At 55.8% G+C, this 25,659-nt stretch carries 23 protein-coding genes and 1 pseudogene; 12 read left to right on the top strand and 12 right to left on the bottom strand.

What is annotated here, in order from left to right:
• The first annotated feature begins 408 nt into the window (after window positions 1-408).
• Complete coding sequence (gene metA / locus T363_RS0107475) at window positions 409-1,323, top strand: homoserine O-acetyltransferase MetA (RefSeq protein WP_031474725.1); 915 nt, start codon at window positions 409-411, stop codon at window positions 1,321-1,323.
• A gap of 67 nt (window positions 1,324-1,390) precedes the next feature.
• On the opposite strand, the gene T363_RS0107470 is transcribed toward metA, so the two are convergent.
• Window positions 1,391-2,320, bottom strand: a complete 930-nt coding sequence (locus T363_RS0107470; RefSeq protein ID WP_031474723.1) for a sugar phosphate isomerase/epimerase family protein — start codon at window positions 2,318-2,320, stop codon at window positions 1,391-1,393.
• Between the two features lie 444 nt (window positions 2,321-2,764).
• Between T363_RS0107470 and T363_RS0107465 the strand changes: the two genes are divergently transcribed.
• The 4 genes from T363_RS0107465 to T363_RS0107450 all read left to right on the top strand — a co-directional run bounded on the left by T363_RS0107465 (window position 2,765) and on the right by T363_RS0107450 (window position 7,682).
• Entirely contained in the window at window positions 2,765-3,781 is a 1,017-nt protein-coding gene (locus tag T363_RS0107465; protein ID WP_031474721.1) for a sugar ABC transporter substrate-binding protein, read from the top strand.
• A gap of 215 nt (window positions 3,782-3,996) precedes the next feature.
• Window positions 3,997-5,505: a sugar ABC transporter ATP-binding protein gene (locus T363_RS0107460; protein WP_031474719.1), complete on the top strand. Its 1,509-nt coding sequence runs from the start codon at window positions 3,997-3,999 to the stop codon at window positions 5,503-5,505.
• Window positions 5,498-6,493: an ABC transporter permease gene (locus T363_RS0107455; RefSeq protein ID WP_031474717.1), complete on the top strand. Its 996-nt coding sequence runs from the start codon at window positions 5,498-5,500 to the stop codon at window positions 6,491-6,493. The genes T363_RS0107460 and T363_RS0107455 overlap by 8 nt, the downstream gene beginning before the upstream one ends.
• Window positions 6,494-6,674: 181 nt before the next feature.
• The gene (locus T363_RS0107450) at window positions 6,675-7,682 is read left to right on the top strand and encodes a Gfo/Idh/MocA family protein (protein WP_031474715.1); all 1,008 of its coding nucleotides are present in this window, start codon (window positions 6,675-6,677) and stop codon (window positions 7,680-7,682) included.
• A 300-nt stretch (window positions 7,683-7,982) separates the two neighbouring features.
• Here T363_RS0107450 and T363_RS0107445 read toward each other — a convergent pair whose 3' ends face one another.
• A complete protein-coding gene (locus tag T363_RS0107445) occupies window positions 7,983-9,002 on the bottom strand; it encodes a Gfo/Idh/MocA family protein (RefSeq protein WP_031474713.1) in 1,020 nt (339 codons plus the stop codon).
• A 304-nt stretch (window positions 9,003-9,306) separates the two neighbouring features.
• Between T363_RS0107445 and hrcA the strand changes: the two genes are divergently transcribed.
• From hrcA to dnaJ, 4 genes are all read left to right on the top strand, one after another.
• Window positions 9,307-10,353 (top strand): heat-inducible transcriptional repressor HrcA, encoded by a 1,047-nt coding sequence (hrcA, locus tag T363_RS0107440; protein WP_031474712.1) that lies wholly within the window; start codon window positions 9,307-9,309, stop codon window positions 10,351-10,353.
• A gap of 40 nt (window positions 10,354-10,393) precedes the next feature.
• A complete protein-coding gene (grpE, locus tag T363_RS0107435; protein ID WP_031474710.1) occupies window positions 10,394-10,912 on the top strand; it encodes a nucleotide exchange factor GrpE in 519 nt (172 codons plus the stop codon).
• A gap of 237 nt (window positions 10,913-11,149) precedes the next feature.
• Window positions 11,150-12,994 carry a molecular chaperone DnaK gene (gene dnaK / locus T363_RS0107430; protein ID WP_031474708.1) on the top strand — a complete coding sequence of 615 codons (1,845 nt, stop codon included), beginning with the start codon at window positions 11,150-11,152 and terminating at the stop codon, window positions 12,992-12,994.
• Between the two features lie 77 nt (window positions 12,995-13,071).
• Complete coding sequence (dnaJ, locus tag T363_RS0107425; protein WP_031474706.1) at window positions 13,072-14,229, top strand: molecular chaperone DnaJ; 1,158 nt, start codon at window positions 13,072-13,074, stop codon at window positions 14,227-14,229.
• 62 nt (window positions 14,230-14,291) lie between these two features.
• Here dnaJ and T363_RS0107420 read toward each other — a convergent pair whose 3' ends face one another.
• From T363_RS0107420 to T363_RS0107395, 6 genes are all read right to left on the bottom strand, one after another.
• Window positions 14,292-15,152, bottom strand: coding sequence for an NAD(P)-dependent oxidoreductase (locus T363_RS0107420; protein WP_031474704.1), 861 nt, complete (start codon window positions 15,150-15,152; stop codon window positions 14,292-14,294).
• 88 nt (window positions 15,153-15,240) lie between these two features.
• On the bottom strand, window positions 15,241-16,605 hold the full coding sequence (locus T363_RS0107415; protein ID WP_031474702.1) for a citrate/2-methylcitrate synthase: 1,365 nt from the start codon (window positions 16,603-16,605) through the stop codon (window positions 15,241-15,243).
• Between the two features lie 134 nt (window positions 16,606-16,739).
• On the bottom strand, window positions 16,740-17,261 hold the full coding sequence (locus tag T363_RS0107410) for a DUF6773 family protein (protein WP_031474700.1): 522 nt from the start codon (window positions 17,259-17,261) through the stop codon (window positions 16,740-16,742).
• 1 nt (window position 17,262) lies between these two features.
• A complete protein-coding gene (locus tag T363_RS0107405) occupies window positions 17,263-17,460 on the bottom strand; it encodes a helix-turn-helix transcriptional regulator (RefSeq protein ID WP_031474698.1) in 198 nt (65 codons plus the stop codon).
• A 141-nt stretch (window positions 17,461-17,601) separates the two neighbouring features.
• On the bottom strand, window positions 17,602-18,228 hold the full coding sequence (locus tag T363_RS0107400; protein WP_031474696.1) for a flavodoxin family protein: 627 nt from the start codon (window positions 18,226-18,228) through the stop codon (window positions 17,602-17,604).
• A 72-nt stretch (window positions 18,229-18,300) separates the two neighbouring features.
• Window positions 18,301-19,152, bottom strand: a complete 852-nt coding sequence (locus T363_RS0107395) for a YihY/virulence factor BrkB family protein (RefSeq protein WP_031474694.1) — start codon at window positions 19,150-19,152, stop codon at window positions 18,301-18,303.
• Between the two features lie 124 nt (window positions 19,153-19,276).
• Between T363_RS0107395 and T363_RS0107390 the strand changes: the two genes are divergently transcribed.
• A complete protein-coding gene (locus T363_RS0107390) occupies window positions 19,277-19,792 on the top strand; it encodes an SLOG family protein (RefSeq protein ID WP_051643164.1) in 516 nt (171 codons plus the stop codon).
• Window positions 19,793-19,868: 76 nt separating this feature from the next.
• On the opposite strand, the gene T363_RS0107385 is transcribed toward T363_RS0107390, so the two are convergent.
• Entirely contained in the window at window positions 19,869-21,041 is a 1,173-nt protein-coding gene (locus T363_RS0107385) for a polysaccharide deacetylase family protein (RefSeq protein ID WP_154658767.1), read from the bottom strand.
• Window positions 21,042-21,201: 160 nt separating this feature from the next.
• Here T363_RS0107385 and T363_RS0107375 point away from each other — a divergent pair, with 160 nt between their 5' ends.
• On the top strand, window positions 21,202-22,269 hold the full coding sequence (locus T363_RS0107375; protein ID WP_031474688.1) for a branched-chain amino acid aminotransferase: 1,068 nt from the start codon (window positions 21,202-21,204) through the stop codon (window positions 22,267-22,269).
• A 72-nt stretch (window positions 22,270-22,341) separates the two neighbouring features.
• On the opposite strand, the pseudogene T363_RS0107370 reads toward T363_RS0107375, so the two are convergent.
• The 3 genes and pseudogenes from T363_RS0107370 to T363_RS0107360 form a co-directional block, all read right to left on the bottom strand.
• A pseudogene (locus T363_RS0107370) lies at window positions 22,342-22,842 on the bottom strand (sigma-70 family RNA polymerase sigma factor); the annotation flags it as partial.
• 14 nt (window positions 22,843-22,856) lie between these two features.
• Complete coding sequence (locus tag T363_RS0107365) at window positions 22,857-24,233, bottom strand: recombinase family protein (RefSeq protein ID WP_051643162.1); 1,377 nt, start codon at window positions 24,231-24,233, stop codon at window positions 22,857-22,859.
• Window positions 24,230-24,418, bottom strand: a complete 189-nt coding sequence (locus T363_RS0107360; RefSeq protein WP_031474682.1) for a hypothetical protein — start codon at window positions 24,416-24,418, stop codon at window positions 24,230-24,232. The genes T363_RS0107365 and T363_RS0107360 overlap by 4 nt, the downstream gene beginning before the upstream one ends.
• A 208-nt stretch (window positions 24,419-24,626) precedes the next feature.
• On the opposite strand from T363_RS0107360, the gene pta reads away from it, so the two are divergent.
• Window positions 24,627-25,601, top strand: coding sequence for a phosphate acetyltransferase (gene pta / locus T363_RS0107355; protein WP_031474681.1), 975 nt, complete (start codon window positions 24,627-24,629; stop codon window positions 25,599-25,601).
• The last annotated feature ends 58 nt before the right edge of the window (window positions 25,602-25,659 follow it).

Below are 25,659 nucleotides of genomic sequence, written 5' to 3'. Positions count from 1 at the left end.
AAGCTTTTTCGTTGTTTAATTTACAAGGTACAATCCGCTGCGTTGGCAGCTTTCTTAGTTTATCATACTCAGTTCGTTTTGTCAAGAACTTTTTTCAATCTTTTTTCAAGATTTCCGAAGCTTTCCTGCCGTTTTTCGAACTTTTCTGACCGCCGCCTCTTTTTGAAGCAGCCTATTCAGTATATCAGCCCGTTCCGGATTTGTCAACAACTTTTTTCGTTTTTTCCAAATCTTTTTTCCGGGCCGCCGCCCCTTCCGGGACAGCTCATTTAGTATACTCCTCCTCCCCCGCATTGTCAACTGTTTTTTTGACTTTTTTCGAGGGTTTTCTTCTTCTTGTTACAGCGTGTGTTATCTGTTATAATAGTATAGTAATAAAGTATCTATCAATAAAGGAGGTGTCGGCTTTTGCCAATCAAGATAGCCGACAGTCTGCCCGCACGTGCGGTGCTGGAGAGTGAAAACATTTTCGTTATGACCGAGCACCGCGCGGCTACACAGGATATCCGTCCGCTGCGCATTGCTCTGCTCAATCTGATGCCGCTTAAGATCACCACCGAAACGCAGATTCTGCGCTGCTTATCCAACACCCCTATCCAAATCGAGGTAGACCTGATCCAAACCAAGACCTATCACTCCAAAAACACACCGGAAGATCATCTGCTTACCTTTTATAAAACATTCGATGATATCCGGGATCGCAAATACGATGGGTTCATCATCACCGGTGCGCCGGTTGAAAATCTTCCATTTGAACAGGTGGAATACTGGGACGAACTGGTTGAGATTATGGAATGGACCAAGACCCATGTCCACTCCACTCTGCATATCTGCTGGGGCGCACAAGCCGGTCTGTATTACCATTACGGCATCCCCAAATATCCCCTGCCGCAAAAAATGTCAGGAATTTTCCGCCATCACGTGCTGTATCCCAAGGAGCCGCTGCTGCGCGGTTTTGACGATGTATTTTCCGCTCCGCACTCCCGCCATACCGAAGTGCGCGCCGAGGATATCCGTCGGGACAGCCGCCTATTGCTGTTGGCGGAATCCAGCGAAGCCGGTGTATATATTGCAGAAGCGATGAACGGCCGTCAGGTTTTTGTGCTCGGTCACAGCGAGTATGATTCCGACACGCTGAAAAAGGAATACGAGCGCGACATGGGAAAGGGTCTGAATCCCGCCGTACCGGCACACTATTTCCGCAACGATGACCCGGATGATGAAATCCTTGTCACATGGAAAGCGCACGCACACCTGTTTTATACCAACTGGATCAACTATTATGTTTACCAGACAACCCCCTATTATTTAAACAAAATCTGAACAACGCATCCCCGGCAGACTGCTCTGCCGGGGATGCGTTTTATCTTTTATTCATAATAAGGAACTGTTATTCGATATTCAGCGTTTCCCGCAGAACACGCAGGCTTGCCAGATGCCCATCCAGCATGGACAATGTCAGATCTTCCATTTCCAGCGATACCGCACCATCATATCCCGACATCCGCACAACCGAAAAAAACTCCTTCCACCACTTCGCATCATGCCCTGCACCGACTGCAACATAATTCCATGCACGCTGTGCAAATGCATCGATCGGCTTGGTATCCAGCATCCCATTGGGCTGCCAATACCGGCGCTCCGGACGGGAATCCTTGCCGTGGATGTGATAGATCGCGCCATGCTCACCCAGCACCCGCGCCGCCTCGATCGGGTCGCCGCCCATCCAGAACAGGTGCGACGGATCAAGGTTCATGCCGACCATCGGCCCTACCGCGTCGCGCAGGCGCAGGCAGGTTTCCGGATTATAAACCAGCTGCATCCCATGGTTTTCCAGCGCAATCTGCTTGATACCGCAGTCCTCCGCCATGCGGACGATCTGCTTCCACGCCGGGATCGCCACCTCATTCCACTGGTAATCCAGAATATCCTGTGTTTCCGGCGGCCACGATGTTGTGATCCACACCGGCGTTTTATCCCCGGCGCAGCCAGCCGGCAGACCGCTCATCATCACGATTTTTTTGACCCCAAGCTGCTGTGCCAGTTCGAAAGTCTGCCGGGTCACATCCATTTCCTTTTCATAAGCCAGCGGATTGCCTGAGCAGTTCAATGCGCACAGCTCCAGCCCTCGGCAGCGCATGGCGTCATACCAGCGCTCCCGCGCGATCCGGTCGCGCACCAGCAGATCCAAGTCGCAGTGCGGCGCCCCCGACCAGTTGCCCGTTCCGATCTCCAGCGCGGCAACCTTCTGCGCAGCGCAAAAGTCCAGCATCTCTTCATATGGCATATCTAATGTACAGGTCTTAACGGCCAGTTTCATTCCGCTTCCTCTTTTCTGCATGAATGTGTGATAATTTTACCACACTGTAACCTTTAGCCGCAAGCGATTTCTCCATAATATCACCAAACAAGCGGATATTTAACGGTCATTTTGTTATCTAAAATCTCCTACTCCCCGTCGTTTTGCACAATGCACAGCATAGGAATTCTATTTGCTTCTGCTTTCTTTGTGAACCTGCACAAAACCACCGAACCGGAAACCACTATTAGCAACAAAAATACCAATCCACTCTTGTCAAACATCCCCAAATGCATTAAAATGGTTACAGAACGTTGGAGCGTTCCCCGGCTCTGCAATGCGGCAGAGTCACATCAAAGCGGAATATGTCACACAGCAAAGAGAAGGCGTGCGCCTTCTCTTCTTCGGGGATATCCCCGAAACGCGATGCCCATGTTCTGCACAGAAAAAGGAGAGAGGTTTATCATGAAGAAGAGACTACTTGCAATGTTACTCGCGGGCGCAATGTGCGCAAGCCTGGCAGCGTGCGGCAACAACGGCGATCAGCAGCCGGCCGACGGCGGTGATACAGGCGCTCAGGCAGGCGGCGACTCCTACAAGATCGACGTGATCCTGAAGACCACCGCTTCCGAGTACTGGCAGTACGTAGTTGCCGGCGCGAAGGCGTACGACAAGGAGCACGACAATGTTGAGGTCGAGGTTAAGGGCGCAACTTCCGAGACCGCTTACGACGAGCAGCTCAACATGATCCAGACCGACCTGTCCAGCGACTACGACGGCTACGTTATCGCTCCGCTGCAGGCTGACATGGTTGCCAACCTGATCAAGGGCCAGACCAAGCCGATCGTTGCGGTTGACACCAAGATCGACGCCCCCGAAGTTCTGTCCTTCGTAGGCACCGGTAACGAGGCTGCTGGTAAGAAGGGCGGCGAGGCTGCTGTCAAGCTCGCTAAGGAACTCGGCTGGGAAGAGATCAAGTGCATCGAGATCGCAGGCGTTGAAGGCGACACCACCAACACCGACCGTATGAACGGTTACAAGGCCGGCGTTGAAGCTGCCGGCGGCGACTTCCTCGAAAAGGAAGTACAGTACGCTGACGCAGTAGCTGACAAGGCTGTTGCTGCGATGGAAGGCATCATCTCCAAGTATCCGGAAGGCATCGCGATCATCTGCGCGAACAACGACGATATGGCGATGGCTGCGGCTAAGGTTGCTGCTAACAACGAGAACTACAAGAACACTGTATTCCTCGGCTTTGACGGCATCCAGTCCGCCTGCACCGCGATCCTCGAGGACCGTCTGACCATGTCCGTTGCGCAGCAGGGCTACGAGATGGGCTACAAGGCTGTTGAGGCTGTTGTAACCAAGCTCGACGGCGGCGAAATCAAAGCGTTCATCGACTCCGGTGCGGACGTTGTTACCAAGGACAACGCGCAGGAGCGCAAGGACACCCTGCAGGGCTACCTCGACGCTGTCAAGTAAGATCACCAACTGGGTGTGAGTAAATCATAATACCGACGCCCCTGTAAACGATTTGAGTAAAAATCTTGCAGGGGCGTTCGTATTTCCAAACGGCAAGAAAGACGGCAAACCTTTCGCAAGCCGGTTCCTCATCTGCACGGGCTGGCCGCACCGAGAGCGGCACCAGTCAAAGTTTGCGTCAACCCCCCTCTCGGAGAAGAAAAGGTGATTATGCAATGAGTGAATATGTAGTAGAACTGAAAAACGCGACCAAGCGCTTTCCGGGCGTCGTAGCGCTGAAGAACATGAGCCTGGCGGTTAAGCCGGGCGAAATTCTCGGTCTGATCGGCGAGAACGGTGCGGGTAAGTCGACGCTGATCAAGGTGCTGACAGGCGTGCATCAGGCAGACGAAGGCCAGATCTTCGTCAACGGTCAGGAAATGCATTTTAAGGACCCGAACGACTCCGCCGCTGCCGGTATCGCTTGTGTATATCAGGAGCTGAACATCGAAAAGCTGCTGAGCGTTACCGACAATATCTTCATCAACAAGTGGATCAAGGGGCCGGGCGGTCTGCTCGATTACCCCACGATGCACAAAAAGGCCAAGGAAGTCATGGCCTCGCTGGGTCAGGATATCGATCCGACCAAGGCTGCGGGCACGTTCGGCATGGGCGTGCAGCAGATGATCGAAATCGCCAAGGCGGTTCTGATCGACGCAAAAATGATCATTATGGACGAGCCGACCTCCTCTTTGGGCGAAAAGGAAGTTGAGCAGCTGATGACCACCTGCCGCGACCTGCGCGACCGCGGCATCGGCATCGTCTTTGTATCGCATAAGTTGGAAGAGCTGTTCGAGCTGTGCGACCGCGTTACCGTTATGCGTGACGGCGAGCACATCTGGACCAAGAAGGTAACCGAAACCGATAACGACGACCTGATCGCCGGCATGGTAGGCCGTACCCTCGAGAACCAGTTCCCGAAGGAATTCGGCCAGAAGAGCGCCGAGCCGATGCTCAAGGTAGAGCATCTGGAAGAGGGCGGCGTGCTGTACGACGTAAACTTTGAAGCATACGGCGGACAGATCCTCGGCTTTGCCGGTCTGGTCGGCGCAGGCCGTACCGAGACCATGCGCGCGATTTTCGGCGCAGACCCGATCGACGGCGGCAAGGTATACATCCACGGCAAGGAAGCCAAGATCAAGACCCCGCGCGACGCGATTCAGGCAGGCATCGCCTTCCTGACCGAGGACCGTAAGGGTCAGGGTCTGGTATTGGCGCAGACCATCCGCACCAACCTGATCCTTGCCAACCTGAAGGGCTTCAGCGACGGCCCCTTCCTGAACGAGAAGCGTATTCTCGAAACCGGCGAGCAGCACATTGCCTCGCTGCGCATCAAGACCCCGTCGATCGATGAGATCGTCGGCCAGCTTTCCGGCGGCAACCAGCAGAAGGTTGTTATCGGCAAGTGGGTCAACACGGATGCGGATATCTTCATCTTCGACGAGCCGACCCGCGGTATCGACGTCGGCGCGAAGGTTGAGGTTTACAATGTCATGAACAGCCTTGTAAAGCAGGGCAAGTGCGTCATCATGATCTCCTCCGAAATGCCCGAGATCCTCGGTATGTCGGACCGTGTCATCGTCATGCGCGGCGGCAAGGTCATGGCGCAGGTCGAACGCGACAGCAAGCATTTTAATCAGGAATCTATCATGAAGGCTGCATGGGGAGGTACTTTAGATGACTAAGACAAAGAATAAGGGTAAATTTAATCAGCTTGGCGTACTGATCGCCTGGGTGCTGCTCTGTATCGTGATCACGGTAATGAGCGGCGGCAAGTTCATTCAGCCGAACAACCTGATGAACGTATTGAGCCAGACCTCGTTCAACGCGGTTCTGTCGATCGGCATGCTGCTGTGCCTGATCACCGCCGGCATCGACCTGTCGGTTGGCGCGAACGCAACGTTCGCAGCCTGTGTAGCCGGTATGCTGGTACAGCGCGGTTCGGAGAACTCGTTCCTGATGATCGTCCTCGTAATCGCAGCCGGCACGCTCGTTGGCTGGATCAACGGCATGCTCCTCACCCGTCTGCACCTGCCCCACCCCTTCGTATCTACGCTGGGTATGAAGAACTTCCTCTGGGGCATGGCGCTGCTGGTAACCGGTTCGCAGATGGTTTCCGGCTTCCCGGAAGGCGTTATGTGGCTGGGCTCTAAGCGTGTATTCACCGCGCTGGGCGGCGGCATCCCGGTATGCTTCCTGCTCGTTATCATTCTGTACATCATCATGCACATCTTCCTGACCCGCACCGCGCTGGGTCGCTCGATCTACTGTGTAGGCGGCAACCCGGAAGCTGCCCGTCTGTCCGGTATCCACTCGGATAACGTACTGACCTTCTGCTACACGGTTTCCGGTTTCTGCGCAGCGCTGGCCGGCCTGATCTCGATCGGCCGTTCCTCCATCACCAACGGTGCAAACGCGATCCAGCCGCTCGATACCGACGCGATCGCGGCGTGCATCATCGGCGGCGCTTCCTTCATGGGCGGCAAGGGCACCATGCTCGGCACCATCCTCGGCGCGCTGATCATCGGCACCCTGCGTAACGGCTTCACCCTGATGGCTGCTTCCTCTGCGATCCAGAACATCGTACTCGGCCTGGTTATCATCCTCGCCGTATTCATCGACGTTACCCGTGAGCGCATGGAAGCCAAGGCTCGCCGTCTGGCTGCCAAGTAAGCAAACTGCTTTCCAAAAAGACTGCTGCATCCGCAGCAGTCTTTTTTCAGAATGAAAAAGGATGAAACCCTTATCGCACAGATATGTATTACGGCTGCATCCACTGCCGCCCGCCATACAGTTGATCCGCACCGTGCGAAACGGGAAATAAACAACTTACCAAACAAAGGAGAGCGCATTTATGTTGAATATCGGTGTTATCGGCTGCGGCGCCATCGGCCGCGACCACATCCGCCGCCTGCACGATCTGGTATCGGGCTGTCAGGTTGTCGCCTGTGCGGATTATTTCGAGGAAGCGGCACGGAAAACCGCCGCCCAGTACGAAGGGCTGAAGGCTTACGCAACCGGCGAAGAGCTGATCGCCGCCCCCGAGGTGCAGGCCGTTGTCATCACCTCGTCCGACCCCAGCCACGCAGGGTATGTGCTGGAAGCGCTGCGCCACAGTAAATTCGTCTTTTGCGAAAAGCCGCTGGCACAGAGCGCCGCGGACTGCGAAAAGATCATCCGTGCCGAAACCGCGCTGGGGAAACGGTTGGTGCAGGTAGGCTTCATGCGCCGCTACGACCGCGGCTATGCCGAAATGAAGCGCATCATCGATTCGGGCGAGCTGGGTGCGCCGCTGATGATTCACGCCTGCCACCGCAATGTTTCCCAGCCGGATGGCTTCCAGACCGAGATGGGTGTGTCCAACGTAGCCATTCACGAGCTGGACATCTGCCGCTGGCTGCTTTCCGATGAATACGAAAGCGGGCAGGTGCTCAAGGTGCGCCAGTCCGCCTGCTCGACCAAGGGCTATGACAACCCGCAGATCGTGTTGCTGGAGACCAAATCCGGCGCCCGTATTGATGTTGAGGTGCAGGTGGCCGATGCCTACGGTTATGATATCCAGTGTCAGGTTGTCTGCGAAAAGGGTACGGTCAACCTGCCTGACCCTTACGCCGTCGTCAAGCGTGCCGATGCGACCCGCTCCTTCCCTATCCTGACCGACTGGAAGGACCGTTTCATCGAAGCCTATGATATCGAGCTGACCCATTGGGTCAAAACGCTGGCCGAAACCGGCGCACCGGACGGCCCCTCCTCTTGGGACGGCTATGCCGCCTGTGTCGCAGCGGATGCACTCAACCGTTCGCGCGGCACCGGTACCTTCCTGCCGATCGAAATGATGGAAAAACCTGCGCTGTACAAATAAAGCAACCCCTTGCGGCAATACAAAAGCCCGGCTCATGCCGGGCTGAGACTGTCGAAAAACTTCGTTTTTCCGACAATCTATGTTTGGACTTCGCCAAACATGGACGAAAAAAGTTCCTATGCAGGAACTTTTCCTCTCTTAAAGTATAAAAAGTCAGGCACATGTCCTGACTTTTTATGCATTTGCGCTGCAAATGCTGTTATATGCGCGCTGCCGCGCGTATTGCTAACACCCATCGACAACATACTTTTTTGACAGGCTGAGCCCGGCTTATGCCGGGCTTGAGACTGTCGATCAAAATCAGTATTCTACCTGAACCGCCTTGCCGCTGTGGAACGAATCCGTAATGGCATAGGTGACAACGGTCGCCTTGGTACCGTCGTATACGGTCAGCTCAGGCTTGCGGTCCTTCTGGATGCAGTCGATGAAATCGACCATCTCAAGCAGGTACGCTTCCGCAAAACGCTGCGGGAAATTTTCGATGATCTCCTGACGGGCACCGTACTGATCGTATACCATCACACGATCCTTCCACGGCACACCAGCCACGCGGATATGCCCGTCCGTCGCAACGATCTCGGTTTCCGTGTGGTAACCGTGCGGCGCAGTACGGCCCACATGCAGGAACGCTACCGTACCGTTATCGAACTTGAGCATCGCCATACCGGTTTCCGTATCGCCGTTCTCGGTAAATTCGGGATGCTTGAAGGTTGTGCCGGCGGCATATACCTCGGTCACCTCGCCGCCGAGGAACCAACGCATCAGGTCAATATCGTGCGAAGCCGCATCGATAAAGATACCGCCCGAGGTCTTGGAGAACTTAATGCAGCTCTCGACCAGCGCCTCAGGATCCAGACCGGTTGCCTTGACAAGGTACGGCTTGCCGATCTTGCCTGCGTCGATCTGCGCCTTTGCATCCGCATAGGACGGATCGTAGCGGCGCATAAAACCGAGGAAGAAAATCTTTTCGGGATGGCGCTCTACCGCAGCCTCCGCGCGCTTGCACTCCTCCAGCGAGCAGCCAAGCGGCTTATCCGTAAATACATGCTTGCCGGCATCCAGCGCATACTCGATCATCCAGCAGTGCTCGGGCGAGGACGAAACGATGACAACCGCTTCGATATCCGCTTCATCCACCATTTTCCGGTAATCAGTCGTAACAAAGTCTACCTTCAGGTAGTCCTTTGCCCAATCCAGCTCCTTCTGCTCCAGCGAGCATGCCGCTACCAGCTTGCAGCCGGGGATTTTGAACGCCAGATTTTCCGCATGCACTGCGCCGAGACGGCCCAGACCTACGATACCGACTTTCACTTCTTTCATGTGATAATTCTCCTTCTTCTCACAGAAAATATTTCTCTCTCATACGGCCTGCATGCCGCTTTTCTCTTCTATAACAGAATACCATTTTCCACAGGCGGATGCAAGTCCGATCGGGCGGAATCGCCCGCTTTTTCCGCTTCCAACCGCAATGCGTTAGCAATCTGCCCCGCAGGGTGACAGAATTACGCTTTCTTTTAACAGAATATTCATAAACGGCACTTGACTTTGCCGCTCTTGGGTGGTAAATTAAGTTTAGCACTCAGAGATACGGAGTGCTAAACCCTCTCTGAAAGGAGCTTTGACCGTGGAGCTTTCCGAGCGAAAAAAGCAAATCCTCAAAGCCATCATCGGCGATTATATCCGCACTGCCGAGCCGGTCGGCTCCAAAGCGCTGACGCAGGGCCATGCCCTCCCCTTTTCCTCCGCTACCATCCGCAACGAAATGAGCGAGCTGGAAGAAATGGGCTATCTGGAAAAGCCCCATACCTCTGCCGGGCGCATCCCCTCGCCGCGTGGCTATCGCCTGTATGTCGATGAGCTGATGGAGCGCCCTGCTGATACCGGAGATGAGGCTCCCTCGCTGCGCAGTATGATGCAAACCCGCGTGCGCGAGCTTGACCGGCTGATCCAGGAGGCCGGCAAGCTGATTTCCGGCCTGACCAATTACGCTTCGGTGGCGATTACCCCGTCACTGACGCAGATCACTCTTCGCCAGTTTGAAATTATTCCGGTGGATCAGCTGAATTTCGTCATCGTCGTGGTCACGGATTCCGGTACGGTCAAAAACAAGATGGTACGCACGCTTGCGCCCGTCTCCAAGGATGAAGCCGAGCTGCTGACCTATGTGCTCAACCAAACGCTGACCGGCCTGCCGCTCAGCCACATCACTGCGGAACGCTTTGATATTGTCCGTCGTGCCGCAGGACTGAGCGCCCTGCTTGCACCGGTTGCAGAATATCTGGCCGAACTGGTGCAGGAACTGAGCAACCAAAAGGTTTATCTGGAAGGCACCAGCAAGCTGCTGCGCTTTCCCGAATATCAGGATACCCGCAAAGCGCAGACATTGCTCGACTATATGGAGGATGAACGCAAGCATTTGCTCCCTGCAACCCGCAAAATCGACGGCATCGAGTTTTTCATCGGGCCGGAAAACGGCGAGAACCCGCTCAGTGAAACCTCGGCCATTTATGCCAAATACGATATCGGCAAGATCGGACAGGGTGCAATCGGCATTGTCGGACCGACCCGCATGGATTACGCCAAGTTATCCGCTCAGCTCAGCCGCTTTGCCAAAGGGCTGAACCGGCTGATTGCCGAAACCTTTTTAGACGAGAATGACGGAAACCACTGAATACCCGGTTTCCTTAACACAAATGGAGGCATGACACGATATGAGTAAGAAAAAACAGTCCGAGGCAGCAGAAACCGAACATATGACCGCCGAGGAAACCGCGGCCGCCGAAACAGCAGCCCCTGCGGAGGACTGGCAGGCCAAGTATGACGAACTGAACGACCGGTATCTCCGCATGGCGGCAGAGTATGATAACTTCCGCAAGCGCAGCCAGCGTGAGCGCGAACAGTCCTACACGGATGCGGTCAGCCACGCCGTTAAGGCGCTGCTGCCTACCTATGATAATCTCGAGCGCGCCATCAAAGCGGAAACCGCAGATGCCGAATACAAAAAAGGCGTGGAACTGACGATGACCCAGTTGGTGGAAAGCCTAAAGGGGCTGAATGTCACGATCATCGAATCCGCGCCCGGCACCACCTTCGATCCCAACTTCCACAATGCCGTGATGCATGTGGAGGACGATCAGCTTGGTGAAAGCGTGGTTGCAGAAGTATTCCAGCAGGGCTTCCAGACGGGTGATAAGGTCATCCGTCATGCGATGGTAAAGGTCGCCAACTGACAACTTATAGGGGACTTTCATCAGTCCCCTATATACGAAAGCAGGTTCCCTTGAAACTTGCTTTCGATACCCGAATGTCGCCGCCCAAGGCGGCTGAGTCGAGGGATAAAAACCGAGAGACGCTCCCGGTTTTTATGGAAATTTCAATCTACTGAAATTTCCGGATAAATGCGCGCCGGAGGGCGCGGCAATCACTGTAATAAAGTATCTGAATCATATAAAGGAGTGCAATCAATCATGGGAAAAATCATCGGTATTGACCTTGGTACCACAAACTCTTGTGTATCGGTTATGGAAGGCGGCGAAGCCGTCGTCATCCCCAACGCGGAAGGCGCACGCACGACCCCGTCTGTCGTTGCCTTCTCCAAGGACGGCGAGCGCATGGTCGGTCAGGTCGCAAAGCGTCAGGCGGTTACCAACGCGGACCGCACCATCATTTCCATCAAGCGGCACATGGGCTCGGATTACCGTGTAGACATCGACGGCAAGCCCTACTCCCCGCAGGAAATTTCCGCGATGATCCTGCAGAAGCTCAAGGCGGATGCCGAAGCTTATCTGGGACAGACCGTTTCGCAGGCTGTTATCACGGTTCCCGCTTATTTCTCCGACTCGCAGCGTCAGGCTACCAAGGATGCCGGCAAGATCGCGGGTCTGGAAGTTCTCCGCATCATCAACGAGCCGACCGCTGCCGCACTGGCTTACGGTGTTGATAAGGAAACCGAGCAGAAGGTCATGGTATACGACCTTGGCGGCGGCACGTTCGACGTTTCCATCCTCGATATCGGCGAGGGTGTACTGGAAGTGCTGGCTACGGCGGGCGATACCCACCTCGGCGGCGATGACTTCGACCAGCGCATCATCGACTGGATGGTGGCTGAATTCAAGAAATCCAATGACATCGACCTGTCTGCCGACAAGATGGCCATGCAGCGCCTGAAAGAAGCGGCGGAAAAGGCCAAGATCGAGTTGTCCGGTATGGCACAGACCTCGATCAACCAGCCGTATATCACCGCGGACGCCACCGGTCCGAAGCATCTGGAGCTGACGCTGACCCGCGCCAAGTTCAATGAGCTGACCGCTGATCTGGTCGAGCGCACCATGGTGCCCGTCCGTCAGGCCATGTCGGACGCCGGTCTGACCGCTTCCGATCTGGCAAAGGTTCTGCTGGTCGGCGGTTCCACCCGTATCCCGGCCGTGCAGGAAGCCGTAAAGAACCTGACCGGTAAGGAAGGCTTCAAGGGCATCAACCCGGATGAATGTGTTGCCATCGGCGCGTCCATTCAGGGCGGCGTACTCGGCGGTGAGGTCAAGGACGTATTGCTGCTTGACGTTACTCCGCTGTCCCTTGGCATTGAGACCCTTGGCGGCGTATGCACCAAGCTGATCGAGCGCAACACCACCATCCCGACCAAGAAGAGCCAGATCTTTTCCACCGCAGCGGACAATCAGCCTTCGGTTGAGATCCATGTGCTGCAGGGCGAGCGTGAAATGGCTGCCGGCAACAAAACCCTCGGCCGCTTCACCCTCGACGGCATTGCCCCGGCGCCGCGCGGCGTACCGCAGATCGAAGTTACGTTCGATATCGACGCCAACGGCATTGTAAACGTATCCGCCAAGGATCTGGGCACCGGCAAGGAGCAGAAGATCACCATCACCGCCTCGACCAACCTCTCGCAGGATGAGATCGACAAGGCGATGCATGAGGCAGAGCAGTTCGCCGAGCAGGACAAGAAAAACAAGGAAGCCGTTGAGGTGCGCAACAGCGCCGAGCAGCTCGTATTCCAGTCCGAAAAGGCGCTGACCGATCTGGGTGATAAGCTGTCTGCCGACGAAAAGTCCGGCGTACAGGCAGAGATCGACAAGGTCAAGGAAGCGCTCAAGGGTACGGATACCGAAATGATCAAGATGGCGACCGACGGCCTTTCCAAGAAGTTCAGCGATCTGGCAGGCAAGATCTACCAGCAGCAGGCGCCGCAGGGCGATCCGAACATGGGCGGTCAAGCCGGCGCACAGGGCGGCCCGCAGGGCGACTTCGTCGACGCTGACTTCACCGAAGTGAAGGACGACGACCAGAACAAGTAAACTTCCATGCCGCATGGGGCGGAACGGCTGCCGTTCCGCCCTGTGGCATGTCCATTCTCATTATATGAGGGATCTATATGGCAGACAAAAGAGATTATTATGAGGTGCTCGGCGTGCAAAAAAACGCCAGCGAGGAGGAACTGAAAAAAGCTTACCGCCGCCTCGCGCGCAAGTATCACCCGGATCTGAACAAGGATAACCCGGAGGCCGCCGACAAGTTTAAGGAGGCCAACGAGGCCTATGAAATCCTGTCCGATGCGGATAAGCGCGCTAAATATGACCAGTTCGGCTTTGCCGGTGTCGATCCAAGCTACGGCGGCGGCGCAGGCGGCGCGGGCTTCGGCGGCTTTGACATGGGCGATCTGGGCGATATTTTCGGCTCTTTCTTTGGCGGCGGCTTCGGCGGCGGCTTCGGCGGCGGCCGGTCACAGCGGCGCAACGCACCGCAGCGCGGCGAATCCATTCGGCAAACCGTGATCCTTTCGTTTGAGGAAGCCGCTTTCGGCTGTGAAAAGGAGATCTCGGTCAACCGGATCGAAACCTGTGATGAATGCGGCGGCACAGGTGCCGCTAAGGGAACCAGTGCGGAAACCTGTCCCAACTGCCGCGGCACCGGCACAGTAACACAAACCCAGCGGACACCGCTCGGCATGTTCCAAACGCAGGGAGCCTGTCCCAACTGCCGCGGTACCGGTAAGATCATCAAAAATCCATGTTCCAAATGCGGCGGACAGGGTCGCGTGCGCAAGACGCGCAAGTTCAAGGTCAATATTCCCGCCGGCATCGATGAGGGTCAGTCCATCCAGCAGCGTGGACAGGGCAACGCAGGTGCAAACGGCGGTCCTGCCGGCGATCTATTCGTCACCGTTTCCATCCGCCCGCATCCCATTTTCACTCGTGAAGGGCAGGATGTGTATGTGGATATCCCGATTTCGTTTGCGCAGGCTGCGCTCGGCGACACTCTGCAGGTGCCGACCATTGACGGCCGCGTAGAATACAAGATGCCGGAGGGTACGCAAACCGGCACGGTATTCCGCATGAAGGGCAAGGGCATCCAAAATGTGAACGGCCGCGGACGCGGTGACCAGTATGTGCGCGTCAACATCGAGGTGCCGAAGAATCTTTCCGATAAGCAGAAAAAGCTGCTGCGCGAATTCGAGGAAACCTCGACCGATGCCAATCAGGCAAAGCGCAAAGGCTTCTGGGATAAAGTAAAGGACGCCTTTAAGGAATAACCACGCAGGAAAAATCGCGCCTCCGGCTTTGCCGGAGGCGCGGTTTTCTGTTTCTGTTCACATTATCCTTCGCGGTAATGGCAAATGAGCGCCTGCGTGCCCAGATCTCCCATGCCTTCCGCCTCCAGATCGCCGTACATTGCGCACACTCGCTCCAGAATCGGTAAAGCTTTATCGCTCTGCGCCTGCGCGATCTTCATATCTTTAATGAAGTGCTTAAGGAAAAAACCGGGCGCATAATCCTCCCTCACCATTTTGGGCATCAGGTTTTCCATCTGCCACGAGCCTGCCGCTCCCTTAGAAATACTGGCAATCAGCTTTTCCGGATCCAACCCCGCCCGTTCCGCATAGGTCAGCGCCTCGCTCACGCCGGCGATCGTTCCGGCGATTGCGATCTGATTTGCCATCTTGGTATGCTGTCCCGCGCCGGCAGGACCTTCATATACGATCTGCTTGCCCATCGCTTCAAACAGCGGCAGACATGCGTCAAAGTCCGCCGGTTCGCCGCCCACCATGATAGACAGCGTACCGTTCTTTGCCCCCGTATCGCCGCCGGAAACCGGTGCATCCAGCGTGTGCAGGCCATGTGCACCGCCTTCCTCCTGAATCCGAACAGACAGGCGCGGATCGGTGGTGGTCATATCGATCAGGTAGGCTCCCGGCCGTGCTGCCGCAAGGATACCATTTTCACCAAAGTATACCTGCTCTACATCCTGCGGATAGCCGACCATAGTGATCACCGCATCCTTATCCGCTGCACATTCCGCCGCGGAATCGCACCACTGTACCTTGTTTTCAGCCAGAAAATCCGCCAGCTTGCTTTTGGTGCGGGAATACACGGATACTTCATACCCCGCTTTGAGAAGATTTTTCACCATCGAACGTCCCATAACGCCCACGCCGATAAAGCCGATCGTTTTCACTTCTACATTCCTCCTTTTTATACACACCTATCGAATACGGCAAAGCGCAGATCTATTGATCTGCGCTTTATTGCAAACATGTTACGCTTTACCGATCCTTCAGCGATACATATGCCTCGGCCGGCTGCACGCAGCGGTATGCCGGACGGATGATTTTATCTGTGTTGACCAGCTCCTCCAACCGGTGCGCACACCATCCCACAATACGCGCAATGGCGAACACCGGCGTATACAGCTCCGGCGGCAGTCCCAGCATGGAGTACACAAAACCGGAATAAAAATCTACATTGGCTGATACGCCCTTGTAGATCTGCCTTTCCTGTGCGATCACCTCGGGCGCGATCCGCGCAACCAGCGAATACAGGGCAAAATCCGCATCCCGACCCTTTTCGTGCGCCAGCTGCCCAACAAAGGATTTGAATACCTGCGCACGCGGATCGGACACCGAGTACACCGCATGGCCCACGCCATAGATCAAGCCCTTGCCGTCAAATGCTTCGCGGCGCAGCAGCCGGCACAGGTAATCCGCTACCGCCTCTTCATCAGTCGTATCGGATACATGACGTTTCAGATCATCGAACATCTGCACAACCTTGTAATTCGCACCGCCATGCTTCGGTCCCTTGAGCGAGCCAAGCGCCGCCGCGATCGCGGAATATGTATCCGTTCCCGAAGAGGTGACCACATGCGTGGTAAAGGATGAATTATTGCCTCCGCCGTGTTCCATATGCAGCACCAGCGCCAGATCAAGCACACTGGCCTCGAGCGGCGTATACTGCATGTCCGGCCGGAGCATACGCAGGAAATTAGAGGCTGTCGACAAGCTGTCCGACGGATAGTGAATATACATACTGTTGCCGCATTCATAATGGTTATACGCATGGTAAGAATATACCGCCAGCATCGGGAATACCGAAATCAGCATCAGGCACTGGCGCAGCACATTGGGCAGGCTGATATCATCCGCCCGGCTGTCATACGAGGCCAGCGTCAGCACGCTGCGCGACAGGCTGTTCATCATATCATGCGTCGGCGCCTTCATGATTACGTCGCGTGTGAAATTGGTCGGCAGGGTGCGCCCCTGCGCCAGCAAGTTTTTGAAATCACTCAGTCGTTTGGCATCCGGCAGCTCACCGAACAGCAGCAAATAGGTGACCTCTTCATATCCTTTGCGGCCGTCCTTAATGAATCCCTCAACCAAATCGTTGATTTTAATGCCGCGATAATACAGCTCGCCGTCACATGGAACCAACTGCCCGTCCACCTCGCGTTTGGAGATAATGTCCGAAATGTTGGTCAGACCAGCCAGCACGCCTTCACCGTTCAGGTCGCGCAAGCCGCGCTTTACGTCAAATTCTTTGTACAGTTTGCTTTCAATACGGTCATGCTGCGCACAGAGATTCGCAAGCGCCTCTACCTGCGGTGAGACCTGCAAAATATTGCGTTCACCCATCATCATGTTGTTATTCCCCTTCCACCACTCACAATATGGTTCTATATTATCTGGAAAAGGAAGCCACTTCAACGACAAATCGGTAACATTCTGTTAAAATTTTATGAATTTTCTCTTCCGATTTTCTCACCGTGTCAAATATCCTCCTCTGCATCCACCGATTCTGCCTGCATGCGGCGGCGCTTGGCATAGCGGAACAGCAAATAGGTAAGCAGCAGCACCAGCCCCACGGTCAACGGCAGCAGGAACATCAGCTGCACGGCAAAGATCAACAGGATCGTTCCGATCCCCATGGAAGCCCATACTGCGCCGCTTCCTGCCTGCATTGCACAAACCACCACAGCGGCGGCTGCACCTGCCAGCAGCCCCTGTGCCAGATAATGCTTCCACGGATAGTGCTCACATTCGGCAAACGCATTATCGTCCATCATGCCCCGGCGCGCCAGCAGCAGAAGGCAGATAAGCTGTGCACCGATCACGACCACAAATTCCAGTTGATTGACCCTGCCGTTTTGCCCGCCGCGGAAATCCACGCCCCATGCCTGCAGCACAATATCCACCAGAATCCCTGCGGTGAGCAGGAAAAAACCAATTTTGTAAACCCGATTGACCTCTGCAATCACCCGTTCATCCTTTGCTTTATGAAACAGCTTCATATCATGTTTCCTCCCAAAACAGTTCATCCAGTGTTTTATCCAGCGCTTTGCAGATTGCAATGCACAGATTCAAGGTGGGATTATATCCACCCGCCTCAATCAGTCCAATGGTTTGCCGCGTGACACCCACACGTTCCGCCAATTCCGCCTGCGAAAAGTCTTTTTCCACCCGTGCAAGCCGGAGCTTTTTATTTTTCACGCTCTCACCTCTTTGCACCATCAGTATATGATATATCTTTCACTATGTCAAGTATATATTGCATAATATCTTATATATTTTCCTTTCCACAATAAAAAACCGCACCGAACCAAATCGTCCGATGCGGCCTGCGGTATGCTCTTATCGAATATAGTTGAACATGGTGCGCGCATGGGTCTCCGGCGGCTCGATGCCCGCCCGATCAATAACCTTCAGCGTCCATGCGATATTGCGGCCCAGCTTTTCGATGACCTCCACGCCCTCGATATCCTGCGCTGCTTCGCCCTTTTCCGCGCCGTGCACTGCATTCCAGTAATCCGAAGTAACGAGCAGCATCTCCATGCAATTCATGGTTGCTAGCAGCTGCTGATACGTCTCCAAACCGCCGGTACGGCGCAGGGTGCACAACGCTGCACCGACCTTGTGGTGCAGCTGGTTATCACCGCATCCGGCTGCCAGCATCAAACGGTCGAGCACACACTTCATGTTGCCCGACATACCGCCATGATACACCGGCGATGCCAGCACAATACCATCCGCTGCAATGCACTTTTCAATGATCTCGTTCACGCCGTCATCATCCTGAATGCAGCGCAGCGTGCCATGATCCAAACAATGATAGCACGCCAAACAGGGATGCACCTTCGCGCCGGGCTGGCATACCTCAAATGCAATGCCCTCCGCTTCCAGCACCTTACCAAGCACTGCCAACATCTTGGTGCAGTTGCCGTCCTTACGCGGCGAACCGTTGATTGCTACAACTTTCATTTCTTTTTCCTCCTTCATTTATCTCGTCCTGTACGGACAAAACATACGTTTCCGGTTTCCCCGCAGCCCTGTTCAATCTGCATGCCGTCCGGTCTCCAACCGGTACAAACGCATCACGACCAGCGTGTGATTGAGCTGCGGTCCCATCAACAGAATCATACTTACAATATACAACCAAAGCATCAGCACAATGATCACCGCGAGCGAACCGTACAGCACGGAATACCGCGCCATATTATCCACATAAAACGAAAAAATCCACGATACCAGCAGCCATGCCACCAGAGAAAACAGCGCCCCCGGCCAAACCTCCCGGAATTTCAGATGCAGGTTGGGTACCACCCGGTTAAACAGCATCAAAAAGACAAAAATAAATGCAATCATGACCCAAAAACTGGCGTCATGCGTCATATCAAGCACCGCCTGCGGAATCGGAAGCAGCCGCGGCAGCAGGCGCAGCAGCATCCGCCCCGCTACGATGAGGACAAAGCTGCACACCAGCGACACCAGAAAGCCCGCCGTGATGGCAAACGACAGCAGCACTTCACGCATCATGCCGCGGGGAACCTCCACGTGATAAATACCGTTTACCGTTCGCATCATCGACCGCACCGCGCGGGACAAAAAGTACAGCGTCAGTCCGATCCCGATCATCATCGGGCTGAATGAGGGCGTGCTGGAAAGCTGTATCAGGTATCCCGTGATCAGCTGCTGCAGACTTTTCGGCAGCAGCTCCAGCACGGGTGCGATGCTGTCAATTGAAATATCCAGCCGCGCCAGCACCGAGTTGAGAAACATCAGCAGCGGAAACATAGAGAACAACAGAAAATACGACAGCTCTGCCGCCGCCTGCGGGATCCCATCCGAAAAAAAGCGATATACCATCCGTTTGATCAGATAAAACAGACGGTTTTGTCCGTTCACAGCGTCCCTCCTCCCTATGCTATTGTATTGTATCAGTTTTTTTCCGGATTTACAACTTGCGTTTTCCAGCACAGCGGTGTATACTGAGCTTAACAGAACATTTGTTCTTATCGGAGGGATCACCATGCACGATCTGCGCAGCAAAACCTGTTGTTTTTCCGGTTACCGGATCGAAAAAATGCCTTTTTCGGCAAACGATACTGCAGCAGCCGATGCGCTCTGTGCCACGCTCGACCGCGCGGTTGAGCGCGCCGCCTTGCAGGGCTATACCCGGTTTCTGTCAGGCATGTCCACCGGCTTCGACCTGTGGGCCGCACAGGCTGTGCTGCGTGCACGCGCGCATTTCCCCGTTGAACTGCTGTGCGCCGTCCCGTTCGACCGGCAGGCTGACCAATATCCGGCTATATGGAAACGCAGCTTCAACCAATGCCTGCTCGCCGCCGACCGGGTATATGCCCTATCCCGGCAATATTATCCCGGCTGCTACGCGGCACGCAACCGTTTTATGGTGGATGCCTCCTCCCTCCTGATCTGCTACTTCAGCGGTCAGCCCGGCGGCACCGCACAAACCGTGCGTATGGCAGAGCAGGCCGGCCTGCGAATCGTCAACCTTGCCGAGCGGCAGATGACACTGTTCTGACATCCATACCTCCATACCGGAAAAAAACCGCAGCGCATAGAAAATTCCATGCACTGCGGGGTTTTTATCTGCGTTTTTATCGGGTATCGGCTGCACGGTTGACCGGCACAGCCGACAGCGTGATCCGTGCAGAAGGGATCCCCTGCCGGCTCATGTAGGATGACAGCAGCGTAGCCGTCTGCGCAGAGGCACTGCCGTGATGCAGCGCAGCTACTACCACCGCACTGGTTTCAGCAAACTGCTGCGCTGTGGTAGCGTATGCCCGCTCGGCGGACTGCTCCGCATCCCCGCTGTCCATCGTGCTGTCCCACAGGCGGTATCCGGCTTCGGTCAATCTATCCCGCTGCACCGCCGTCAGCCGGTCACATCCGTCCTGACAGGAAATAATCCGCGTACAGGCACCGGTCAGCAAACGAAGCCGCTCGTTCGCCGCTGTCAGACTGGCAATAAGCGCCGTGGGATCGCTTTTTGCATCGGCATCCAGCAGCAGCGCCGCTGTATGACCTTCCGCCACCATGCGCCGCACCGTATCATCCGGCCAGCCTGCCGGCTCCTCCACCGGCAGGAAAAAGGTAGCGGACCGTCCTGTCTGCTTCAGTGCATCCAGAATCCCCCCTGTATATCCGGTCGGCATGCCGTAAAACGCCAGATACACATAGGACGGCTTTTGTGTCGGCTGCTCCTCTACTTCAGGGATTGGCGGCTCCTCCGGCTTTTCCGGAACGGGCGGCTGTTCCGGCGGGCGCTGCGGCGAAATCCCCTTATAAGTATTGATCACGTTTTCGATCTCGCCGCCCTTCGACGATACAAACCCCGCATCACTCTGCGCGGAACCGTCGGTCACGCGCAGCACAGTCTCCCCCGCGACATTCAGCGTGGAATATCCCAGTCCAAACACCCCGCAGCACAGCTTGACCGGTACATATACCGTACCGTTCCGGTTGTATGCCGGGGTAGAATAACTGTTTAGATTTTGGTCGTACACATACCCCTCTGCCGGGGAAAAGCTGAGGGTCTGCCCGTTGGAGGACAGGCTGAGAACCCCCTCCTCACTGGAAGATGACACGCCGAGAGAAGAAAATACACCGTACGGCACATACATCTCGCCCCCCAAGCGGGCAGGCATGGTCCCCTCATTCAAAGGCAGCAGCGTATCGTTTACCGCCGTCAGGGTGACCGCACGGGCCTGCGCCGGCAGCAGCGGTAGCAGCAGTGCCGCGCACAGCAGCATACCGACCCATCTCTTCACTTGTTTGATGCGCCCTCACCCCTTTCAGCAAATCATACGAACATATTATAGCAAAGTGCAGCCGGTTTGTCACCCTTTGCAGATAAAAACGCCTTGCTTTATCTTGGCAAAGTGCTATAATAAAGGGGTAAAAAATCAAACAGAAAAGAGTGGATCCACCATGCTGCAGATCACCAAACAGCTCACTGCCAATAAAAAGCCCAAGCCAGATGAAAATAACCTCGGCTTCGGCATCTACTATACCGATCATATGCTCGTCATCGACCATGACGAAGAACAGGGCTGGCACGACGCACGCATCGTGCCTTATGCGCCGCTCAGCATTGACCCGGCCTCCATGGTGCTGCACTATGCCATGGAATCCTTTGAGGGCATGAAGGCTTACCGCACGCCGGACGGCTCGATCCAGTTGTTCCGCCCGGATAAAAACGCCGAGCGCATGATCAATACCAACCACCGCATGTGCCTGCCCGCGCTTCCGACGGAGGATTTTGTGCAGGCGGTCAAGGCGCTTGTCTCGGTCGAACGCGACTGGGTGCCGCATGCACCGGGCACCAGCCTGTATATCCGTCCGTTCGTCATCGCAACCGAACCCCATCTGGGTGTCCGCCCCTCCAAAACGCACCAGTTCATCATTATCTGCTCACCGGTCGGCGCATACTACTCCACCGGCATCAATCCGGTCAAAATCTTTGTTGAGGATGAGTACACCCGCGCCTGCCCGGGCGGCACCGGCTTTACCAAGTGCGGCGGCAATTATGCGGCTTCTCTGATCAGCCAAGTCAAGGCGCACGATCTGGGCTATGAGCAAACGCTCTGGCTGGACGGTGTAGAACACAAGTATGTGGAAGAGGTCGGCTCGATGAACTGCTTCTTCAAAATCGACGGCACCGTCTACACCGCCCCGTGCGCGGGCACCGTGCTGCCGGGCGTGACCCGCATGAGCTGCATCGATCTGCTCCGCCACTGGGATATCCCGGTTTCCGAGGAGCGTCTGCCCATTGCCGATGTGATGCAGGCTTCCCGAGAAGGAAAGCTGGAAGAAGTATTCGGCACCGGCACAGCCGCAGTCATCTCCCCGGTGGGCGAGCTGCGGTATGAAAACGATGTCGCCTATATCAACAACGGCGAGATCGGAGACATTACCCACAAGCTGTATGACACACTGACCGGCATCCAGTGGGGCACCCTGCCCGATGAGCTGGGCTGGACGGTCAAGGTAGACTGATTTCATTTTTATACACCGTAAAAGCAGAAGCCGTCAGGACACAAATCCTGACGGCTTCTGCTTTTGTCATATTCAAATCTGCTTGCGGATGTGATCCAGCGCCCCCTTTTCCAGCCGCGAAACCTGCGCCTGCGAAATACGGATCTCCTCCGCCACCTCCATCTGGGTACGGCCTTCAAAAAACCGCATCCGGATGATTTTTTTCTCCCGGTCGTTCAGGCTGTCAATCGCTTCCCGCAGCGCCAAACTGGCCAGCCAGTGGTCATCCGTATTCTTGTGATCCCCCACCTGATCCATCACACAAACCGTATCCGTGCCATCGTGGAACACCGGTTCAAACAGCGATACCGGATCCAGAATGGCATCCAGCGCAAATACGACCTCCTGCTTGGGCACTCCCATCGCCTTGGACAGCTCCATAATATCCGGCTCACGCTGATGCTCCCGGATAAAGGCTTCCTTCGTCTGCAATGCCTTATATGCAGTATCCCGCAGGCTGCGCGATACCCGCAGCGCGCTGTTATCGCGCAGATAGCGCCGGATTTCCCCAATAATCATCGGCATGAACATGGTAAGTCGAAATACAATTATCCTGCGTCTGCCGCACCGGATGCGGCGCCTTCTATGGCGTAATAAACCTCTATTTTCCCGTTTTGCAGCACGATCTTGTCCACACAGGCACGCACCAAGCGCTGCCGTTCCTCAGCAGTCAGCCGATCCCATTCGGTGCCGACTGTGCACAAGGCATCCTGCAAATCGGCATCTGCCCGCCGGTCTGCCAGCAGACGCGCCTGTTCCAGCGCCTGCTCCGCCCGCTCCTTATCCTGCCGCGCGCGGGCGATCGCTTCCCGCAGCGTATCGTCCTCTCCCTCGGCATATAATTCATACAGGCGGCGCAGGCGGCGCGCCGCCCGCTCGCAGGCACGTCGGCAGGCGTCCTGTTCGCCGTCCCGATCGGGTTCCTTCACAGGTGCGGCAGCCAGCCGTGCCAGATCGCGCCGTACCACCGCTTCGACCTCCCGCGCCATCATCCCCCGATTGGGACAGCCCGCATCGTGCACCAGATGCGGCTTGGACTTATCCCGCGAATAGCAGACCAGCTTATCCCCCGCGCCGCCCCATTTCTGATACCGCATTTTAGCGCCGCAGTGTCCGCAAACCAGCAGGCCGGTCAGCAGCTTGCCGCCCGATGCCGCCCGCGGTTGCCCAGCGCGGGACAGGCGGCGCTGCGCCCGCGCAAAGGTCTCCCGGTCGATCAGCGGCTCGTGCCGTCCCGGATACCGCTCTCCCTTATAAACGATCACCCCGGTATTGCTCTCCCGGGATAAGATCTGACGCACCAGCTGCTCATAGCGCAGCCCCAGTTCGCGCGCAATACGGCCGGTCGACTGTCCTGCCAGATACCGCGCATAAATCTCACGCACGGTATCCGCATCCCGGTTGGGCACCAGAATCCCCTGTGCCGCATCATAATCATAACCAAAGGGGATCTTGCCGCCGCCCGGCCAATAGCCCTGCTTCACCCGTTCCCGCATCCCCATGCGGGTGCGCAGAAAAATATTTTCACGCTCGAGCTGCGCAAAGGCCGACAGAATACCAATCATCGCACGACCGTATGGGCTGCCTGTATCGATATTTTCGTTAATCGAAACAAAATCCACCGCGTGCGGCAAAAATACATCCTCAATCAGATACAGCGTATCCTTCTGGCTGCGGCTCAGCCGGTCCAGCTTGTACACCACCACCCGCTCGACCATGCCGCCGCGGATCGCCTCGATCAGCTCGGCCATTGCCGGACGGCTCAGGTTAGAGCCGGAAAAGCCGCCGTCCACATAGCGGCGGAACCGCTCAATCCCTTTCATACGGCAGTAAGCCTCCAGTTTCTCACCCTGTGCCGCCAGCGAATAGCCTTCGTCTGCCTGTGCCTCTGTGGATACACGCAGATACAACGCGGTATGCTTCATATCAAATCCTTTCCGGAACCGCGTCCCTCCGCCTCCAGTATAGCAGAGGGCTGCCCCTCGGGCAATGGAAGCTGCTGCCGGTATCGCGCCGCTTCCAGCAGTGCACCAATGCCCTCGTGGTCGAGCAGCAGCGGCGGCATCACGCCGTGCAGCCGTTTTCCGTTCAAATATCGAATCACCTGCATGATAAACACTCCCTTCTGCCCTATTGTGCCCTGTGTCCTATCCGGTCAACCCGCATTTGCCGAAAAGATGACGGCAGTCATCCAAAATATACCCAAATTACTCTTGAGAAACCGCGCGCTGCGGGTGTATAATAGTGATACCAACGTCCGCACGCAGTTTGGGAGACACCGCGCGGACGCACGAGAGCATATAGAGGAGAGTGCAACCATGTTTGAAAATCTGATCGCTACACTGAAAGCGGACAAGCGCAAAATTGTATTCACCGAGGGTCCCGATCCCCGTATTCTGGAGGCGGCAGCCCGCCTGAAGAAGGACGGTCTGCTGGACTCCATTCTGGTCGGCAAGGTCGACGAAGTCAAGGCGGCGGCGCAGGTCGGCGGCTTTGATATCGACGGCATGGAGATCATCGACCCTGCTACCTACGAAGGCATGGATGAAATGGTCGCCAAGATGGTCGAGCTGCGCAAGGGCAAAATGACCGAGGAGCAGTGCCGCGCGGCGCTTTCCAAGGGCAACTACTTCGGCACCATGCTGGTCAAGATGGGCAAGGCGGACGCCCTGCTCGGCGGCGCCACCTACTCGACGGCAGACACCGTTCGTCCCGCCCTGCAGATCATCAAGACCAAGCCGGGCAACAAGATCGTAAGCTCCTGCTTTATCCTGCGCCGCGATGCCAAGGACGGCGGTGACGAAATGTACGCAATGGGCGACTGCGCCATCAACATCAATCCGGGCGAGGATGATCTGGTCGAGATCGCAATCGAAACCGCCAAGACCGCACAGGCATTCGGCATCGATCCCAAGGTCGCTATGCTGTCCTACTCCACCAAGGGCTCGGGCAAGGGCGATACCGTCGATATGATGAAGAACGCTACCGAAAAGGCGCAGGCTGCCGCCCCCGAGCTGGCAATCGACGGTGAGCTGCAGTTTGACGCTGCATTCTCTCCGGTTGTTGCGGCGACCAAGTGCAAGGGTTCTCCGGTTGCAGGTCAGGCCAACACCTTCATCTTCCCGGATATCAACGCCGGCAACATCGGCTACAAAATCGCCCAGCGTCTGGGCGGCTTCGAAGCCTACGGCCCGATCCTGCAGGGTCTGAACGCACCGATCAACGACCTGTCCCGTGGCTGCAACGCGGACGAAGTTTACCAGATGGCGATCATCACCGCGGGTCTGAAGTAATTTCGCTCCTGCCTATTTTCAACACATCAAACCTACAAGGGCCGAAACCAACCGTTTC

This window comes from Agathobaculum desmolans ATCC 43058 (genome assembly GCF_000701665.1).
Lineage (GTDB): Bacteria > Bacillota > Clostridia > Oscillospirales > Butyricicoccaceae > Agathobaculum > Agathobaculum desmolans.
The sequence above is the reverse complement of the archived record's forward strand: the minus strand, read 5'-3'. Positions and strand labels throughout refer to the sequence as shown.

Coding starts and splice junctions, on each gene's coding strand:
- T363_RS0107470 (WP_031474723.1), bottom strand. CDS start 2,320: ATGAAACTGGCCGTTAAGACCTGTACATTAGATATGCCATATGAAGAG.
- T363_RS0107410 (WP_031474700.1), bottom strand. CDS start 17,261: ATGAAGCTGTTTCATAAAGCAAAGGATGAACGGGTGATTGCAGAGGTC.
- T363_RS0107365 (WP_051643162.1), bottom strand. CDS start 24,233: ATGAAGCATACCGCGTTGTATCTGCGTGTATCCACAGAGGCACAGGCA.
- T363_RS0107465 (WP_031474721.1), top strand. CDS start 2,765: ATGAAGAAGAGACTACTTGCAATGTTACTCGCGGGCGCAATGTGCGCA.
- T363_RS0107390 (WP_051643164.1), top strand. CDS start 19,277: ATGCACGATCTGCGCAGCAAAACCTGTTGTTTTTCCGGTTACCGGATC.
- T363_RS0107450 (WP_031474715.1), top strand. CDS start 6,675: ATGTTGAATATCGGTGTTATCGGCTGCGGCGCCATCGGCCGCGACCAC.
- dnaJ (WP_031474706.1), top strand. CDS start 13,072: ATGGCAGACAAAAGAGATTATTATGAGGTGCTCGGCGTGCAAAAAAAC.
- grpE (WP_031474710.1), top strand. CDS start 10,394: ATGAGTAAGAAAAAACAGTCCGAGGCAGCAGAAACCGAACATATGACC.
- T363_RS0107375 (WP_031474688.1), top strand. CDS start 21,202: ATGCTGCAGATCACCAAACAGCTCACTGCCAATAAAAAGCCCAAGCCA.
- T363_RS0107455 (WP_031474717.1), top strand. CDS start 5,498: ATGACTAAGACAAAGAATAAGGGTAAATTTAATCAGCTTGGCGTACTG.
- pta (WP_031474681.1), top strand. CDS start 24,627: ATGTTTGAAAATCTGATCGCTACACTGAAAGCGGACAAGCGCAAAATT.
- T363_RS0107445 (WP_031474713.1), bottom strand. CDS start 9,002: ATGAAAGAAGTGAAAGTCGGTATCGTAGGTCTGGGCCGTCTCGGCGCA.
- dnaK (WP_031474708.1), top strand. CDS start 11,150: ATGGGAAAAATCATCGGTATTGACCTTGGTACCACAAACTCTTGTGTA.
- T363_RS0107415 (WP_031474702.1), bottom strand. CDS start 16,605: ATGGGTGAACGCAATATTTTGCAGGTCTCACCGCAGGTAGAGGCGCTT.
- T363_RS0107360 (WP_031474682.1), bottom strand. CDS start 24,418: ATGCAGGTGATTCGATATTTGAACGGAAAACGGCTGCACGGCGTGATG.
- T363_RS0107460 (WP_031474719.1), top strand. CDS start 3,997: ATGAGTGAATATGTAGTAGAACTGAAAAACGCGACCAAGCGCTTTCCG.
- T363_RS0107400 (WP_031474696.1), bottom strand. CDS start 18,228: ATGAAAGTTGTAGCAATCAACGGTTCGCCGCGTAAGGACGGCAACTGC.